This window comes from Micromonospora sp. NPDC003241 (assembly GCF_053589795.1).
In genome coordinates, this window is sequence record NZ_JBSFSO010000018.1 from 21928 (window position 1) to 37042 (window position 15115).

At 72.8% G+C, this 15115-nt stretch carries 16 protein-coding genes and 1 pseudogene; 4 read left to right on the forward strand and 13 right to left on the reverse strand.

Annotated elements, in window-relative coordinates; all coding sequences use genetic code 11:
• Nucleotides 1–7 precede the first annotated feature (7 nt).
• Complete coding sequence (locus ACWDVW_RS16555; RefSeq protein WP_449949324.1) at nucleotides 8–736, reverse strand: MerR family DNA-binding transcriptional regulator; 729 nt, start codon at nucleotides 734–736, stop codon at nucleotides 8–10.
• A gap of 181 nt (nucleotides 737–917) precedes the next feature.
• On the opposite strand from ACWDVW_RS16555, the gene ACWDVW_RS16560 reads away from it, so the two are divergent.
• The gene (locus ACWDVW_RS16560) at nucleotides 918–3191 is read left to right on the forward strand and encodes an ATP-binding cassette domain-containing protein (protein ID WP_449949326.1); all 2274 of its coding nucleotides are present in this window, start codon (nucleotides 918–920) and stop codon (nucleotides 3189–3191) included.
• A gap of 117 nt (nucleotides 3192–3308) precedes the next feature.
• Here the strand turns inward: ACWDVW_RS16560 and ACWDVW_RS16565 are convergent, their stop codons facing one another.
• The gene (locus tag ACWDVW_RS16565) at nucleotides 3309–3731 is read right to left on the reverse strand and encodes a protein-tyrosine phosphatase family protein (RefSeq protein ID WP_449949329.1); all 423 of its coding nucleotides are present in this window, start codon (nucleotides 3729–3731) and stop codon (nucleotides 3309–3311) included.
• A 446-nt stretch (nucleotides 3732–4177) separates the two neighbouring features.
• Nucleotides 4178–4963 (reverse strand): annotated as a pseudogene (locus ACWDVW_RS16570) (DedA family protein); the annotation flags it as partial.
• 81 nt (nucleotides 4964–5044) lie between these two features.
• Between ACWDVW_RS16570 and ACWDVW_RS16575 the strand changes: the two are divergent.
• Nucleotides 5045–5752 (forward strand): carbon-nitrogen hydrolase family protein, encoded by a 708-nt coding sequence (locus ACWDVW_RS16575; RefSeq protein ID WP_449949331.1) that lies wholly within the window; start codon nucleotides 5045–5047, stop codon nucleotides 5750–5752.
• A gap of 6 nt (nucleotides 5753–5758) precedes the next feature.
• Here the strand turns inward: ACWDVW_RS16575 and ACWDVW_RS16580 are convergent, their stop codons facing one another.
• The 5 genes from ACWDVW_RS16580 to ACWDVW_RS16600 all read right to left on the reverse strand — a co-directional run bounded on the left by ACWDVW_RS16580 (nucleotide 5759) and on the right by ACWDVW_RS16600 (nucleotide 10020).
• Complete coding sequence (locus ACWDVW_RS16580; RefSeq protein ID WP_449949334.1) at nucleotides 5759–7303, reverse strand: serine/threonine-protein kinase; 1545 nt, start codon at nucleotides 7301–7303, stop codon at nucleotides 5759–5761.
• 89 nt (nucleotides 7304–7392) lie between these two features.
• The gene (locus tag ACWDVW_RS16585) at nucleotides 7393–7599 is read right to left on the reverse strand and encodes a hypothetical protein (protein ID WP_449949337.1); all 207 of its coding nucleotides are present in this window, start codon (nucleotides 7597–7599) and stop codon (nucleotides 7393–7395) included.
• 3 nt (nucleotides 7600–7602) lie between these two features.
• On the reverse strand, nucleotides 7603–8658 hold the full coding sequence (locus ACWDVW_RS16590; protein WP_449949340.1) for a LacI family DNA-binding transcriptional regulator: 1056 nt from the start codon (nucleotides 8656–8658) through the stop codon (nucleotides 7603–7605).
• Nucleotides 8659–8761: 103 nt separating this feature from the next.
• Complete coding sequence (locus tag ACWDVW_RS16595; protein ID WP_449949531.1) at nucleotides 8762–9643, reverse strand: helix-turn-helix domain-containing protein; 882 nt, start codon at nucleotides 9641–9643, stop codon at nucleotides 8762–8764.
• Between the two features lie 137 nt (nucleotides 9644–9780).
• Nucleotides 9781–10020: a DUF397 domain-containing protein gene (locus ACWDVW_RS16600; protein WP_350694131.1), complete on the reverse strand. Its 240-nt coding sequence runs from the start codon at nucleotides 10018–10020 to the stop codon at nucleotides 9781–9783.
• Nucleotides 10021–10274: 254 nt separating this feature from the next.
• On the opposite strand from ACWDVW_RS16600, the gene ACWDVW_RS16605 reads away from it, so the two are divergent.
• A complete protein-coding gene (locus ACWDVW_RS16605) occupies nucleotides 10275–10922 on the forward strand; it encodes a GGDEF domain-containing protein (protein ID WP_449949344.1) in 648 nt (215 codons plus the stop codon).
• 79 nt (nucleotides 10923–11001) lie between these two features.
• A complete protein-coding gene (locus ACWDVW_RS16610; RefSeq protein ID WP_449949347.1) occupies nucleotides 11002–11652 on the forward strand; it encodes a flavodoxin family protein in 651 nt (216 codons plus the stop codon).
• A 15-nt stretch (nucleotides 11653–11667) separates the two neighbouring features.
• Here ACWDVW_RS16610 and ACWDVW_RS16615 read toward each other — a convergent pair whose 3' ends face one another.
• The 5 genes from ACWDVW_RS16615 to pstB form a co-directional block, all read right to left on the reverse strand.
• Nucleotides 11668–12150 carry a type II toxin-antitoxin system PemK/MazF family toxin gene (locus ACWDVW_RS16615; protein ID WP_449949350.1) on the reverse strand — a complete coding sequence of 161 codons (483 nt, stop codon included), beginning with the start codon at nucleotides 12148–12150 and terminating at the stop codon, nucleotides 11668–11670.
• 197 nt (nucleotides 12151–12347) lie between these two features.
• Nucleotides 12348–12731 carry a DUF2267 domain-containing protein gene (locus ACWDVW_RS16620; RefSeq protein ID WP_449949353.1) on the reverse strand — a complete coding sequence of 128 codons (384 nt, stop codon included), beginning with the start codon at nucleotides 12729–12731 and terminating at the stop codon, nucleotides 12348–12350.
• 121 nt (nucleotides 12732–12852) lie between these two features.
• Entirely contained in the window at nucleotides 12853–13392 is a 540-nt protein-coding gene (locus ACWDVW_RS16625) for a hypothetical protein (RefSeq protein WP_449949356.1), read from the reverse strand.
• Entirely contained in the window at nucleotides 13389–14138 is a 750-nt protein-coding gene (locus ACWDVW_RS16630; protein ID WP_449949359.1) for a winged helix-turn-helix transcriptional regulator, read from the reverse strand. The genes ACWDVW_RS16625 and ACWDVW_RS16630 overlap by 4 nt, the downstream gene beginning before the upstream one ends.
• Nucleotides 14139–14251: 113 nt before the next feature.
• On the reverse strand, nucleotides 14252–15115 hold the full coding sequence (gene pstB, locus ACWDVW_RS16635; protein WP_396745643.1) for a phosphate ABC transporter ATP-binding protein PstB: 864 nt from the start codon (nucleotides 15113–15115) through the stop codon (nucleotides 14252–14254).

A 15115-nucleotide genomic window follows, 5' to 3' on the forward strand; every position in this document is an offset into this window, starting at 1 on the left:
GCGCGGGTCAGGCCAGGCCGAGATGTCGCAGATAGTCGTGCAGCGCGGCGGAGCCGGCCAGCCGACGCAGGCTGCGTCGGTGCAGGTCCTGCTCCCGCCGGGCGAGTTCCGCGCGGACCCGCTGCGGGCTGCCGGTGCTCCTCAGCTCGTCCAGCACCGCCGTGATGATCTCGAACGGGTAGGCGCCCCGGCGCAGCAACGCCACCACCTGGGCCGCGCGCAGCTCGGCCTCGTCGTAGCGCCGGTAGCCGGTGCCCGACTCGCGGGCCGGCCGGAGCAGGCCGCGCGCCTCCCAGGACCGTAGCTGCGAGGTGCGGACCCCGACCAGGTCGGCGACCGCGCCGACCCGGACGGCCCGGCGGGGCACCGGCACCGGTGGGCCGGGGTTGGTCACCACCGTCTCGAAGGCGCCGAGCACCCGCCGGATCTCGGCCCGTTCCCGATCCAGTTCGGCGTGCCCGGCGTCCAGCGCGGCCAGCGCCGCCGGCAGGTCACCCGCGTGCACCGCCGCCATGATCTGGCGGGTACGCACCCAGCCGTGCCCGTCGGCCACCGTCCGCGCCACGGTCAGGGCCCGCTGGTGCGCCGGGGTGAAGATCCGGTAGCCGCTCGGCGTGCGCTCCACCGACGGCAGCACCCCGAGATCGACGTAGTTGCGCACCTGCTGCACGGAGATGCCGGCCGTCGCGGCGAGGTCCACCGCGCGCAGCCGCCCGGTCGTCCGTCGTCCCGCCACCGGCTCACCCTAGCGCCTCATGTTCGTTTGAGACTTCGCGTCATCTTTCGCCCCTCGATCTCGCTCACCATCGACGAAAGTCTCCACGTGCTGGTCAATGAGACACTTGAACCTGGCCAGGCCATCCCCAGCTCCTCCTTTCCGGGGCGGGAGTCCGTCCACGATCTCGCGAAGGGTTCGCATGCAGCAGCCAGCACGGTCCGCCGCCGACAGTCACGACGTGATCGAGGTACGCGGAGCCCGGGAGAACAACCTCGACTCCGTCTCGGTCGACATCCCGAAGCGTCGACTGACCGTCTTCACCGGCGTCTCCGGATCCGGTAAGTCGTCGCTGGTCTTCGGCACCATCGCCGCCGAGTCGCAACGTATGATCAACGAGACCTACAGCGCGTTCCTCCAGTCGTTCATGCCCAACCTCTCCCGGCCGGACGTGGACTCGCTGCGCAACCTCACCCCGGCGATCGTGGTGGACCAGGAGCGGATGGGCGCCAACTCCCGTTCGACCGTCGGCACCGCCACCGACGCGTACGCGATGCTGCGCATCGTGTTCAGCCGGCTCGGCACCCCACACGTCGGCGGCGCCGGGGCGTTCAGCTTCAACCTGACCGAGGGCATGTGCCCCGCCTGCGAGGGCCTGGGCCGCGTCTCCGACCTCGACGTCAACGAACTCGTGGACGTGGAGAAGTCCCTCAACGACGGCGCCGTCACCGTGCCGAACTTCGCGGTCGACACCTGGTACTGGCAGACCATCGTCGGCTCCGGCCTGTTCGACCCGGACGTCAAGCTCCAGGACTTCACCCCGCAGCAGTGGGAGGACCTGCTACGCAAACCGGCCACGAAGATCAAGGTGGGCGGCACGAACCTCACGTACGAGGGTCTGATCGTCAAGGTGCGCCAGCTCTACCTGGCCAAGGACCGCGAGTCGATGCAGCCGCACATCCGCGCCTTCGTCGACCGGGCGGTCACCTTCACCACCTGTCCCGACTGCGACGGCACCCGGCTCAACGCCGCCGCGCTCTCCTCCCGCATCGCCGGGCGCAACATCGCCGAGTGCGCCGCCATGCAGATCAGCGACCTCGCCGCGTTCGTCCGGGGCATCGAGGACTCCTCGGTCGCCCCGTTGACCGGGAACCTGCGGGAACTGCTGGACTCGCTGGTCGAGATCGGTCTGGGCTATCTCAGCCTCGACCGGGAGTCGGCCACCCTCTCCGGCGGCGAGGCGCAACGGGTCAAGATGGTCCGGCACCTCGGGTCCAGCCTCTCCGACATCACGTACGTCTTCGACGAACCCACCGTCGGCCTGCACCCGCACGACATCGCCCGGATGAACGACCTGCTGCTGCGACTGCGGGACAAGGGCAACACGGTCCTCGTCGTCGAGCACAAGCCGGAGACCATCGCGATCGCCGACCACGTGATCGACCTCGGTCCGGGAGCGGGCAGCGCCGGTGGCCGGATCTGCTACACCGGCGACGTCGCCGGACTGCGGCGCTCCGACACTCGCACCGGCCGCCACCTCGACCACCGGGTACGCCTGCGCGAGCAGGTCCGTACCCCCACCGGGCAGCTCGCCATCCGCCACGCCGACCTGCACAACCTGCGCGACGTCAGCGTGGACGTCCCGCTCGGTGTGCTGACCGTCGTGACCGGGGTGGCCGGCTCGGGCAAGAGTTCCCTGGTACACGGCTCGCTGCACCGCCGGGACGGGGTGGTCGTGGTCGACCAGGCGCCGATCCGGGGTTCACGGCGCAGCAACCCGGCCACGTACACCGGCCTGCTCGACCCGGTACGCACCGCCTTCGCCAAGGCCAACGGGGTGAAGGCGGCACTGTTCAGCGCCAACTCCGAGGGCGCCTGCCCGACCTGCAAGGGCATCGGGCTGGTCTACACCGACCTGGCGATGATGGCCGGCGTCGCCTCGGTCTGCGAACGCTGCGAGGGCCGCCGCTTCACCGACGAGGTGCTGACCTACCGGCTGCGCGGTCGCACCATCAGCGAGGTGCTCGGCATGTCGGTCAGCGAGGCGCAGGACTTCTTCCCCGGCGGTGCCGCCCGGGTGGTCCTGGACCGGCTCGCCGACGTGGGGCTGAGCTACCTCACCCTGGGCCAGCCGCTGAACACCCTCTCCGGCGGTGAACGGCAACGACTCAAGTTGGCCATCCACATGGCCGAGAAGGCCGGCACGTACGTGCTGGACGAGCCGACGACCGGCCTGCACCTGGCCGACGTGGACCAGTTGCTGGCCCTGCTCGACCGGCTCGTCGACGCCGGCAACACGGTGATCGTCATCGAGCACCACCAGGCGGTGATGGCGCACGCGGACTGGCTGATCGACCTGGGGCCGGGTGCCGGTCACGACGGCGGGCGGATCGTCTTCACCGGCACCCCCGCCGACCTGGTCGCGCACGGCGACACCCTCACTGCCCGGCACCTGCGCGAGTACGTCGCCCGCTGACGGCCACCTCCCTGCCCGGCACGGTCGTGCCGGGCAGGGACGTCAGGTGTCTCGTCGTCAGGTGTCTCGTCGTCAGGCGGAGGTGCCCGCGCGGTGCCTCGCCGTCGGGCGGGTGCGTCAGGTCAGGCGACGCAGCCAGCGACGTTGCCAGGGGGTCTCGACCGCGCGGGGCCGGTAGGCGGCCCGTACCCAGTCCACCGCCTGCTCGGCGGGCAACCCGTCGAGGATCGCCAGCGCCGCCAACGCGGTGCCGGTCCGACCCGTACCACCCCGGCAGGCCACCTCCACCCGCTCGCCCGCGTACCCCCGGCGCAGCGCCTCCCGCAGGGCGTCCAGGGCATCCGCCCGGTCCACCGGCACCCAGAAGTCGGGCCAGCGCACCCGCCGGTGCGCCCATCGGGGCGTCGGCCCGGGCGCCAGCAGCAGACTGAAGTCGGCCGGGGTCGCCGGATCCGCGATGCGCCGCCCCCGCACCCGTACGCCGCCGGGCAGCGCGACCACCCCGGTCTGCTCGGCCCAGCCCTGCGGCTCGCCGCTCACCAGCGGTGTCCCGACTGGTCCGGGCGTCCCTGGTCCGCCACCGGCCGCTCGTCGGCCCAGGCGCGTTGGTCGGTACCGGGCCGATCGTTGCCCCAGCCGCCGTGCTGATCCGCCCCGGGTTGGTTCTCGGCCCACCCGCCGTGCTGGCCCGCCACCGGCCGGTCGTCCGCCCAGGCCCGCTGGTCGGCCACCGGAGGCCCGTCGGCCCAGGCCCGCTGGTTGGCCACGGCCCGGTCGCTCCCCCAGCCGCCGTGCTGGCCCGCCACCGGCTGATTCTCCGCCCAACCACCATGCTGGCCCGCCGGCTGGTTCTCCGCCCAACCGCCCTGCTGGCCCGCCGGCTGGTTCTCGGCCCAACCACCGGCCTGGCCCGCCGCCGGCCGGTCGTTCGTCCAGGCCCGCTGGTCCGCCACCGGGGGCTCGTCGGCCCAGGCGCGCTGCTCCGTCACCGGCCGGTCGTCGGCCCAGGCGCTGCGGTAGATGGTGCCCCGCCCCTCCGGGTCGGGTGTCCCGGTCGTCGCCGCCTCGGCCACGGCGGAGGCGGTGTCGTTGGCACGCAGCCCGCCGGCACGGCGGGAGCGCCGCAACCGGGTGACCACGAACCACACCAGCCCGGCGAGGCAGGCCACGATGACCACCTTCTGCAGGATGCCGGCGTACCCCTCGACCAGGTGCCAGTTGTCGCCGAGCAGGTATCCGGCCATCACGAACGTGGTGTTCCAGATCAGGCTGCCCAGCGTGGTGTAGAGCGTGAAGGTCAGCAGCGGCATCCGTTCCACGCCGGCCGGGATGGAGATCATGCTGCGGAAGATCGGAATCATCCGGCCGAAGAAGACGGCCTTGACGCCGTGCCGGAGGAACCACTCCTCGGTCCGGTCGACGTCGCTGAGCTTGACCAACGGCAGCTTGGCCGCGATCGCCCGGGTCCGTTCCCGGCCCAGCGCCGCACCGATCCAATAGAGCGCCAGGGCACCCACCACCGACCCGAGGGTGGTCCAGAAGATCGCCCCGGCCAGGCTCATCCGCCCCTGTGCGGCGACGAAACCGGCGAGCGGCAGGATCACCTCGCTGGGGATGGGCGGGAAGAGGTTCTCCAACGCCACGGCCAGCCCCGCCCCCGGGGCACCGAGCCGCTCCATCAGGTCGGTCACCAGGCCGACCAGGCCGTCCTCGGGTGGTGCGGACTGGCCGACGACGTCGGCGACAGACGGAGCCTGCGGGGCATGAATCATGGCCCACACGCTACGAACTCAAGCTGAGAATCGCACAATCACCCGTCGATCCGGCAAGGATCGGCCCCTAGGCTACTCGGCATGAGTGGCACACCAGCGCGCAGCCCGCTGCGGATCGCCGTCACCCAGCCGTCCTGCGTGGCCTATGACGTCGAGGCGAACGTGTCGGCACACGCTGCGCTGGTCCGGGCCGCGGCCTCCCGGGTGGTGGTCTTCCCCGAGCTCTCGCTGACCGGGTACGAACTGGACGCGCCGACGCTCGACCCGGCCGACCCACGGCTGACACCGCTCGTCGAGGCGTGCGCGCAGACGGGGACGCTGGCGCTGGCCGGCGCGCCGGTGGCCGGTGAGCACATCGCCACCCTCGCGGTGGACCACACCGGCGCGCGCGTGGCGTACCGGAAGATGTCGCTCGGCCCGGTCGAGGCGCGGCGGTTCACGCCCGGCCCGGAACCGGTCGTGCTGACCGTCGACGGCTGGCGGCTGGGCCTGGCCGTCTGCAAGGACACCGGCGTTCCGGAGCACGCCGCCCGGACCTGCGCGCTCGGCGTCGACATCTACGTCGCGTCGGTCGTCGACCACCCGGCCGACGCGGCGGTCCAGGACGAGCGGGCGCTGCGGATCGCCACCACACACCGAGTGGTGGTGGCGGTCGCGAGCTGCGCGGGGCCGACCGGCGGTGGTTTTGGGGAGACCGCCGGGCGCTCGGCGATCTGGGCATCCGACGGCGCGGTGCTGGCCCGTGCGGGCACGGCGCCGGGCGAGTTCGTCCGGGCCATCCTCACCTGAGACCGGTCAGTCGTCGTCGTCCTCGTCGTCGAGTGAGTCCTCGACCTGGTCGAGCAGACGCTCCAGGCGGTCGGCGAAGTCGGCCGGGACGCGGCCTCGATCCACCTCGTCGTCGAGGCGGTCGCGCAGTTTCTCGATCCGCTTCTCGCGGTCCTTGGGCTTGCCGGTGGCGAGTTCGGCCAGGTCCTTGCGCAGCCGGTCGGCGACCTTGCGGTCGATGTCGCCGGTGAACTGGCCCTCGGTCAGCAGGGCGATGAGTTCGCCGGCGGTCTGTCGCAGGTTCACCGGCTCGGGACGGCCGGTCGACGGCGTGGGGCTGGGGCGTGGGGCGGCCGACGTGGCCGGGGCCGAGGAGGTCGGCGGCGGGGCCGCCGGTGCGGTGCTGGGCGTGGCCGCCGGCACCCCCTCGTCGCCACCGCTGACGGCGACCGCCGTGCCGACGCCGACCACCAGGAGCAGCCCGGTCGCGACCAGTGCCCCGACCGGTCGACGGGGACGCCGGGGGCGGCCGGGGACGCTCCGGGCCGGACCGTCGGGCGTGGACCGGGCGCCGGAGGGTGGTCGGGCTGTCGCCGACCAGGTGCCGGTCCGGTCGACGAGCGTCGCCGGGTGCGCGGCGGCCGCCGCACGGGCCCCGCTGGGCGGGTCCGCCGCGTCGGGGCCTGCGGCGGTGGTGACGATCGGCAGCACGGTGGTGGCCGACGACGCCCCTCCGCTCGCGCCGGAAGCGAACCGCGTCGCCAGTTGACCCGCAGTGGGGCGGCGTGCCGGATCGGGATCGAGGCAGGCCAGCATCAGGTCGGCCATGTCGGCCGGCAGCCCGGGTACGCGCGGCGGCGGCACCGGACGACGGTTGGCGTGCACCACCAGGGCGTCCTCCCAGCTGTGCACGGGCAGCGGGGGCTCACCGGTGACGGTGCGGTAGAGCAGCGCGCCGAGGGCGTACACGTCGCTGGCCGGGTCCGGAGCGCCGGCGCCGAACCGTTCGGGCGCGGTGTACGCGGGCGTACCCATCATCGGCTCGCCGGTCGGGCCGGGCCCGGCGTGCGGCGGCCCGGCCGGCGCGGCGATGCCGAAGTCGAGCACCTTGGCGCCGGTCTCGGTGAGCATCACGTTGCCCGGCTTGATGTCGCGGTGCACCACGCCGATGCGGTGCGCGGCGGCCAGTGCGGCAGCCACCTGGGCGGCCGTGCGCAGGGCTGCGGGCCAGGGCAGCGGGCGGTCGGCCAGCCGGTCGGCGAGGTTCTGCCCGTCGACGAGTTCCATCACCAGGAACGGCACCACGGTGCCGCCGTCGAGGGCGGCCTCGCCGTAGTCGTAGACCTGGGTGACGTGCGGATGGGCCAGGCGCGCCGCGGCGCGGGCCTCGCGGCGGAGGGTGGCCCGCAGGTCCGGGTCGACGGCGAACGAGCCGGCGAGGACCTTCACCGCGACGGGTCGGCCGAGGATCTCGTCGTCGGCCTGCCAGACCTCGGACATCCCGCCGAGGCCGATCCGGTCGCGCAGCACGTAGCGGTCGTGCAACCGCAGGCTGGGAATGAAGGCTGACATGGGTCTCCAGTCTGCCTGCTACACCGCCCCGCACACCAGCCGAGCGGCCCGATCGGCGACCGGTCCGGGCAGACCCGGACCGGTCGCTCTCATCGGACGCAGTTGGTCGGACCGGGCAGCGGGGCCGGCTGGATCCGGTCGGCGAGTCGGCGCAGTGCTCCGGCGGTGCGGCGACGGCCGGCGGCGAAGCGCGCGGCGCGGGGCGGATCGGGACGGATCGGCGCGTCCGGTCGGGCGGAGTTGACGTGGCGGGTGACCGCGTCGACGGCGAACACGAAGCCGGTGGGCTGTTCCATCGGTCAGCTCCTCGGGACAGGTCCGGACGTGGTCCGGACGACGAGCGTGGTGGGCAGCAGGACCTGACCCGCTCGGGAGTCCTCGGGCGGGTCGAGGAGCAGTTCGGCGGCGGTGCGCCCCTTCTGCTCGGCGGGCTGGCGCACCGTGGTCAGACCGGCGGTGGCGGCCTCGGCGACGTCGTCGAAGCCGGTGACGGAGACCTGTGGTCCCCATTCGCCCTGCTCGCGCAGGGCGTCGAGCGCGCCGAGGGCGAGCACGTCGGAGGCGGCCAGCACCGCCGTCGGCGGCTCGGGCATCCGGGCCAGCGCGCGGGTCGCGGCGGCCCCGGCATCCCGGGTGTTGTCTGCGGCGGTGAGCACCGTCAGCCCGCTCCAGGCCACGCCGGCCGTCGCGAAGGCGTCGGCGAAGCCGGCAAGCCGCTCGCGGGTGGTGGGATGCGGCACGTCGGTCACGTCGGCCACGCGCAGCAGCCCGGTCTCGGCGCGCGGCAGGACGTCGTGGCCGAGCAACGCGACCCGGCGGTGGCCGAGGTCGACCAGGTGCGCGGCCACCGAGTGCGCGGCGGCCCGCTCGTCGATACCGACCCACCGGTCGTCCGCGCGGGGCCGCGACGAGGTGGTGACGAAGGGCAGCCCACGGCGCCGGATGGCGTCGAGGATGCCCTCCTCGCCACCGGTGCAGTAGACGCAGAACCCGTCGGCGGCGGCGTTCTCCACCGCCCGCCGGGCACCGGCCGCGTCCGGCGGCAGCGGCACCAACAGCAGGCTGCTGTCGTGGCGTTCGGCCGCCTCGGCGACGCCGGTGACGAACCGGACCGCGAAGGGGTCGGTGAACGCGTACGACAGCCGCGAGGTGAACAGCACGCCGATGGCGCCGACGAAGCCCCGGCGCAACGAGCGGGCGGTCGGGTCGGGCCCCGGGTAGCCCATCTGCCGGGCGGCCTCCAGGATGCGTTCGCGCAGCTCGCTGGAGAGCTGGTCGGGGCGGCTGTAGGCGTTGGAGACGGTGCTGCGCGAGACGCCCACCGCATCGGCGACGGCCCGCAGGGTCGGTTTCATGTGACTCCGCCCTTCTGGATCGATTCAGTACTGGATCGATCCAGAGACTAGCCAGCAGTTCGCCGGGTGTCAATGCCGCACTGTCGTCAGCGGCTCTGGTGGATCACCTGGGGTCGAGGTCGGCGATCATCTGTTCGAGGATCTCCGCCGTACGCTCCGGCGGCTCGGCCTCGACACAGAGCCGCTCCATCGCCACCGCGTAGAAGTCGAGGTCCTCGCGCTTGTCCAGATAGATCGCGCTGGTCAACTGCTCGATGTAGACGATGTCCGGCAGGTCCTGGTCGCCGAACCGCAGGATGGTGAAGGCGCCACCGGCGGCGGCGTGCCCACCGGCGGCGAACGGGATGACCTGCACCCGGACGTTCGGCGTCTGGGTGGCCTTGAGCAGGGCCTCCAACTGGCCCCGCATCACCTGCGGGCCACCGATCGGGCGGCGCAGCGCCGCCTCGTCGACCACCGCCCAGAGCCGGGGCGGCTTAGCCCGGTGCAGCACCTCCTGCCGGCGCATCCGCAGGTCCACCCGACGGTCGATCTCCGCGGGCGAGGCCTGGCCGTGCCCGAGCAGCACCACGGCGCGGGCGTACTCGCGCGTCTGCAACAGGCCCGGCACGAACTGCACCTCGTAGCTGCGGATCAGCGCCGCCGCAGCCTCCAGGCCGAGGTACGACTGGAACCACGACGGGAGTACGTCGCCGTACCGGTGCCACCAGCCCGGGTTGTTCGCGTCCCGGGCCAGCTTGAGCAGCGCGCCGCGCTCCTGGTCGGCGGTGACGCCGTAGAGCGTGAGCAGGTCGGCGACATCGCGTTCCTTGAACCCGACCCGACCAAGCTCCATCCGGCTGATCTTCGACTCGGAGGAACGGATCTCCCAGCCGGCGTTCTCCCGGGTGACCCCGCGCGACTCACGCAACCGTCGCAGTTGGGCACCCAGCAGCATCCGCAGCACGGTGGGGCCCGCCGCCGGACCCTCCTCCGCGGAAACCATGGTCACCTGCCGTCCTCCGCACGCCGTCGTCGATCGAACCGACGGACCGGTCCGACCGACGTGTAAGCATGCCATGAACCATCAGTGAGGTGAACCTCCATCCCGCGTGCGGCGATTCCCAGCGATGGGATGGAGGGTCAGTCGATCAGATGGTCGAAGTCCCCGTCCCGAGCGCCGAGCACGAACGCGGCGATCTCGTCCACGGTGTAGATCAACGCCGGCCCCTCCGGGTGACGGGAGTTGCGCATGGCGATCCCCGCCCCTTCGGGCAGTTCCGCCAGTTCGACGCAGTTCCCACTGGGATTGCTGCGCCGACTCTTCTGCCAGACGAGGGGAGGCAACTGGGCGACGGGAACGCCGTTCGGCGGCTGCTGCATGGTGGCGTCGGTTCTCTCCGGTAGGCGCCGGTGCCGTGGGAGGAGCGGTAGCGGCAAAAGGGATGGAGTCCACTCATCTGCACGTGCATCTGCTATTGCATCTGCAATGGACAGCGAGCATGATAGCGCAAGTGAGCGGTGCCCATCCGCTCACTTTCTGTCACGCGATCCCGGCCGCCACCAGGGGAAACGAGGTGTCTGGCACACACCCGTCGGCCGGACGCGGGACGTGCTCGCGGCGAAGGGAGAGGTGCGTGCCGGATCCGCTCACTGTCGCGTCCGGTATCTGCGCCGTCGGTGCCCTGCTCTCCTCCTGGCAGCTCGGGCGTCGCGCCGTACGCGCCGAGACGGAGATCGGCCGCCTCCAGGCCGAGCTGACCGCCGAGCGGCACGCCGCCAGCCACGACCCGCTGACCGGCCTGCCGAACCGGCGTGCCTTCTACCGTCTCGCCGCGACCCTGCTCACCGACTGCGCAGGCCGCCCACTGGTCGCCGTGGTGCTCGACCTGGACGACTTCAAGCAGATCAACGACCGGTACGGGCACGCCGCCGGTGACCAGGTGCTGATCAGCGTCGCCGAGCGGCTGGCCACCTTCGCCGGGGACAACCTGGTCGCCCGACTCGGCGGAGACGAGTTCGCCGGTCTGCTGGCCAGCCCCACGGTGGACCGCCGGTGGATCGACCACGCCACCCGGCGACTCTGCGACATGCTCGCCGCGCCGATCCCGCTGGACACCGTCACCCTCCGGGTGACCGCCTCGGTCGGCCTCGCACCGGTGACCGGCACCCAACTCACCGAGGCCCTCGGCCTGGCCGACGCCGCGATGTACGAGGCCAAGGGCATCGGCGCCGGCCGGGCCCGCCGGGAACTGCGCGACAGCCCCCACCTCGCCGAGTGCTGACCCGACCCTTCCGTGCGTGACCGGCCCGAAGTGGGGTACCCACTCCGGATGAGGCGGAACGACGACCGGAGGGACGATCGTGGCGAACATCCGGGCCCTGGTGCTCAACTGCACCCTCAAGCGCTCACCGGCGCCCTCCAGTTCCGAGACGCTCGGACGCGAGGTCCTCGACGCCCTCGCCGAGCAGGGTGTCGAGGGTGACCTGGTCCGCGTCGCCGACCACGACGTCCGGTTCGGCGTCTCCACCGACGAGGGCGACGGCGACGGCTGGCCGGACATCCGGGCGAAGCTGCTCGCCGCGCGGATCCTGGTGATCGCCACGCCGATCTGGCTGGGTCAGCCGTCCAGCGTCTGCAAGATGGTGCTGGAACGGCTGGACGCCGAACTCTCCGAGACCGACGAGCAGGGCAGGCTGCTCACCTACGGCAAGGTCGGCGCGGTCGCCGTGGTCGGCAACGAGGACGGCGCGCACCACACCATCGGCCAGGTCCAGCAGGCCCTCAACGAGGTGGGTTTCACCTGCCCGGCAGCCGGCGCGACCTACTGGGTCGGTGAGGCCCTGCACAAGACCGACTACCGTGACGCCGGCCCGAAACCTGACACCACCGGCCGGACGACCTCGGCGCTGGCGCTCAACAGCGCCCACCTCGCGCGGCTGCTCGCCGAGCAGCCGTACCCGCCGCCGGACACCCGGCACGCGGCCACCGGCCCCCGCCCCGAATCGGGCTGAGCGCCGGCGGGAACGTCACTGCCAGCCGTACCCGGCGCGCAACGCCTGGCCGACCCGGTCGAATCGGGCCCGGTCCAACACCGCGCCCTCCCGGCGGATGCCGTCCTCCCGCATGGTCAGCACCCGGTCCAGCCGCACCCAACTGGGCCGCTTCTCCCGGTCCCACTCGCCGGGCCCGAGCGCCAGCCAGTGCCGCTCGCCGTCCCGGTCGCTCCGGCTGGACAGCATCAACGCGAACAGCGTCCGGCTGTGCCGTCCGACCACCAGCACCGGGCGATCCTTGCCCTGACGGGGGTCGTCCTCGTAGGACACCCAGGTCCAGACGATCTCCCCCGGGTCGGCGTGGCCGTCCGGTTCGGGCGCGTACGACAGCACCCGGCGTTGCAACGCGGTGACCTGGCGCGGACGCGCGGTCTTCGCCGGGGTCGGCCCACTACGCCGGGGACCCGGGATCACCGCGCTAACGCGGGCCGCCATACTCCTCAACAGACCTGCCACGGCGGCAGCCTATCCGCTGCCGCCGACCGCCCGACCGGCAGGGAGCGCCGCCCCGGCCCCGCGCCGGTCTGTCCGGCTGGCACCGCGCGCCGAGTCACCGCCGGCACTCCCGCAATGCGGCGACCGGCCGCGTCACGGCAGGTACGTGCCCGCGCCGAGTCGCCGCAGGCACTCCCCCGCCCCGGCCGTCGGCCGCGTCACGTCAGCTGGCCGCCGGGCCCGTCGACCGGCCCGGCCGACGGGGTCCGCAGCCGTGCCACCAGATGCCGGAACTCGTCCACGGTGACGGTCTCGCGCAGCGTGGCGAAGACCGCCTCCGCCCCGACTGAGGCGGTCTTCCCGTCCACCCCGGCCCGCTGGGCCACCCGGCGCAGGAACTCCACCGGCCGGGTCGGCGCGGATCCGGCGGGCAGCTCACCGGTCAGCTCGTCCGGCAGGTACCCGGTCGGGTCGGCGGTCGCCGCCGCGCCCGCCATCCGCTCGACGACGGTGTCCAGCACCGCGCGGGCCACGGCCGCGGCCTGGTCGGACGGCAGACCCGACCGGCGCGACACCGCGGCGACGAAGAGGGGAAACCGCACGGCGCCGATTACCCCGGCCACCCCCACCCAAACCGGCCCTGGGTGTAAGGAAGGGTCCCCTGCTAACGCCTGGTGTATAGCAGGGGACCCTTGCTAACACCCAGCCCGTACCCGACGGCGCTCAGCCCGACGGCGCTCGGGCCTCGCGCCAGCGCGCCGCCCGCCGCGCGTCCACGCTGTAGCAGAGTTCCCGGGGCGCCTCCGGCCGCCCGTCCAGCCGGGCGAACGGAAGTCCCCGGCCCGCGTAGTCGTAGTGCGCCTTCAACAGTCGGGTCAGACCCGCCATCGCCCCGACGATCTTCTTACGCGGTCGCCCGGTGGCCTGGGCCAGGTCCCGCACGGTGAACAGCCGGTCGGGCTCGGCGGCGAGCGCGTCGAGCACCGCGGCCACGGTCCGGTGGGTGGCGCTGCGTCCCCGACTGAGCCGGCGCAGGTCCTCGACCGTCCAGTCGGCGGTGGGTGGGCCGGGCGGAGGCTCGACCCGGGCGCGCGGCGGTCCCGCCCGCTGACCGGCGTCGAGCTCGGCCAACAGGCGCGCGACCTGCGACACGTACGCCAGCGGCACCGCCACCAGGACCATTCCGTCCGGTGCCGCCCCCGACGGCGGGGTCGGCGCCCACCCGGCCGGGGGCGGGTACGGCGGCGGCGCCGGGGCGGTCACGAGGTCCGACGGGCGGCCGGGGCCGCGGCGGGCACGAACCGGTAGCCCAGGCCGCGTACGGTCACGATCACCGGTGGTTGGTCCCCGTCCAGGGCGAGACGCCGACGCAGGCGCTTGATGTGCACGGTCAGCGTGTTGGAGCTGTCGTCGGGGACCCCGCCCCACACGGCGGTGAGCAACTGTTCGCGGGTGACCGTGCGCTCGGCGTGGCTCATGAAGAAGTAGAGCAGCTTGAACTCCTTCAACGGCAGGGCGACCGACCGGCCGTCCAGGCTCACCTCGAACGTGGCCGGATCCACCCGCAGCCCGCCGAGTTCGATCGGCGGGTCGAGCGCGCCGGAGGTGTCCGGGCGGATGGCCCGCAGGATCGGCAGCACCTCCTCGGCCCGGTACGGACGACGGACACCGGCGGTGGCACCCGCCTTGAGCGCGGCCACGGCCACGCTTCCGTCGTCGTCGCCCACCCCGACCACGGTCGGGATGCCGGCCCGACCGGCCAGCAGCCGCACCAGGTCGGCACTGCTCATGGTGCCCAGCCCGGCGGCGACCACGGCGGCGTCGGGTTGCAGGGCACCGGTGGCCAGCAGCGCCTCCGCGGCGTGCGGGAAGTGGTGCCCGCGTACGCGATGGTCGGCCAACTGCGCGACCAACGCGGCACCGACGCTCTCGTCGTCGTCCACCACGAGCAGCACGAATCGCCCGTCGGCTCGGTGGTCACCCCTGGTGGCCTCGACGAGAATGTTCATCGCACACCGGCTCCGGTTCAGGTTCGGGCCCCGCGCGACGTCGACACGCCGCGCAGGACGGTCCGCCGCACGGCAGGACGGCGTGCGGCCCGCCGTTGCACCATCACTCCGGCTCAGCCGAAGCGGCCGGTGATGTAGTCCTCCGTACGCTTGTCTGCGGGGTTGGTGAACAGCTTGCCGGTCTGGCTGAACTCGACCAGCCGGCCGTGCCGCACCTGCTTGTCGTCCACCTCGGCGGTGAAGAACGCGGTGTAGTGGCTGACCCGGGCGGCCTGCTGCATGTTGTGCGTGACGATGACGATGGTGTAGTCGCTCGCCAGCTCGAACATCAGGTCCTCGATCTTGGCGGTGGCGATCGGGTCGAGCGCCGAGCAGGGCTCGTCCATGAGGATGACCTCGGGCTTGACCGCGATGGTCCGGGCGATGCACAGCCGCTGCTGCTGACCGCCGGAGAGCGCCAGGGCGCTCTTGCGCAGCTTGTCCTTGACCTCGTCCCAGAGCGCGGCCCGGGTCAGCGCCTCCTCGACGTGGTCGTCGAGCCGGCCCTTGATGCCGTTGATCCGCAGTCCGTACGCGACGTTGTCGAAGATGGACTTGGGGAACGGGTTGGGCTTCTGGAAGACCATGCCGATCCGGCGGCGGACCTGGATCGGGTCGACCTCCTTGGCGTACAGGTTCTGGCCGTGGAAGAGCACCTCGCCGCCGACGCGGGCGCCGGGGATCGGGTCGTTCATCCGGTTGAGCGCCCGCAGCACCGTCGACTTGCCGCAGCCCGACGGCCCGATCATCGCGGTGACCTGGTTCTGCTGGATCGGCATCGAGGTGCCCCGGACGGCCTCGTAGCTGCCGTAGAAGACGCTGACGTCGTTGAGCTGCATCACCGGTGCGGTCGACGACACGGTACCCGCGGCGGTGGTGCCGGGGGCGTGCACCGCGACGGACGGCCGGGTGGTGAGTTCGGTGTCGTTACTGGCCAT

Excerpts from the sequence above, each read along its gene's own strand:
- ACWDVW_RS16595 (WP_449949531.1), bottom strand. The coding sequence starts at position 9,643 with ATGGTTTCCGCGGAGGAGGGTCCGGCGGCGGGCCCCACCGTGCTGCGG.
- pstB (WP_396745643.1), bottom strand. The coding sequence starts at position 15,115 with ATGGCCAGTAACGACACCGAACTCACCACCCGGCCGTCCGTCGCGGTG.
- ACWDVW_RS16630 (WP_449949359.1), bottom strand. The coding sequence starts at position 14,138 with ATGAACATTCTCGTCGAGGCCACCAGGGGTGACCACCGAGCCGACGGG.
- ACWDVW_RS16600 (WP_350694131.1), bottom strand. The coding sequence starts at position 10,020 with ATGCAGCAGCCGCCGAACGGCGTTCCCGTCGCCCAGTTGCCTCCCCTC.
- ACWDVW_RS16575 (WP_449949331.1), top strand. The coding sequence starts at position 5,045 with ATGAGTGGCACACCAGCGCGCAGCCCGCTGCGGATCGCCGTCACCCAG.
- ACWDVW_RS16590 (WP_449949340.1), bottom strand. The coding sequence starts at position 8,658 with ATGAAACCGACCCTGCGGGCCGTCGCCGATGCGGTGGGCGTCTCGCGC.
- ACWDVW_RS16560 (WP_449949326.1), top strand. The coding sequence starts at position 918 with ATGCAGCAGCCAGCACGGTCCGCCGCCGACAGTCACGACGTGATCGAG.
- ACWDVW_RS16585 (WP_449949337.1), bottom strand. The coding sequence starts at position 7,599 with ATGGAACAGCCCACCGGCTTCGTGTTCGCCGTCGACGCGGTCACCCGC.
- ACWDVW_RS16580 (WP_449949334.1), bottom strand. The coding sequence starts at position 7,303 with ATGTCAGCCTTCATTCCCAGCCTGCGGTTGCACGACCGCTACGTGCTG.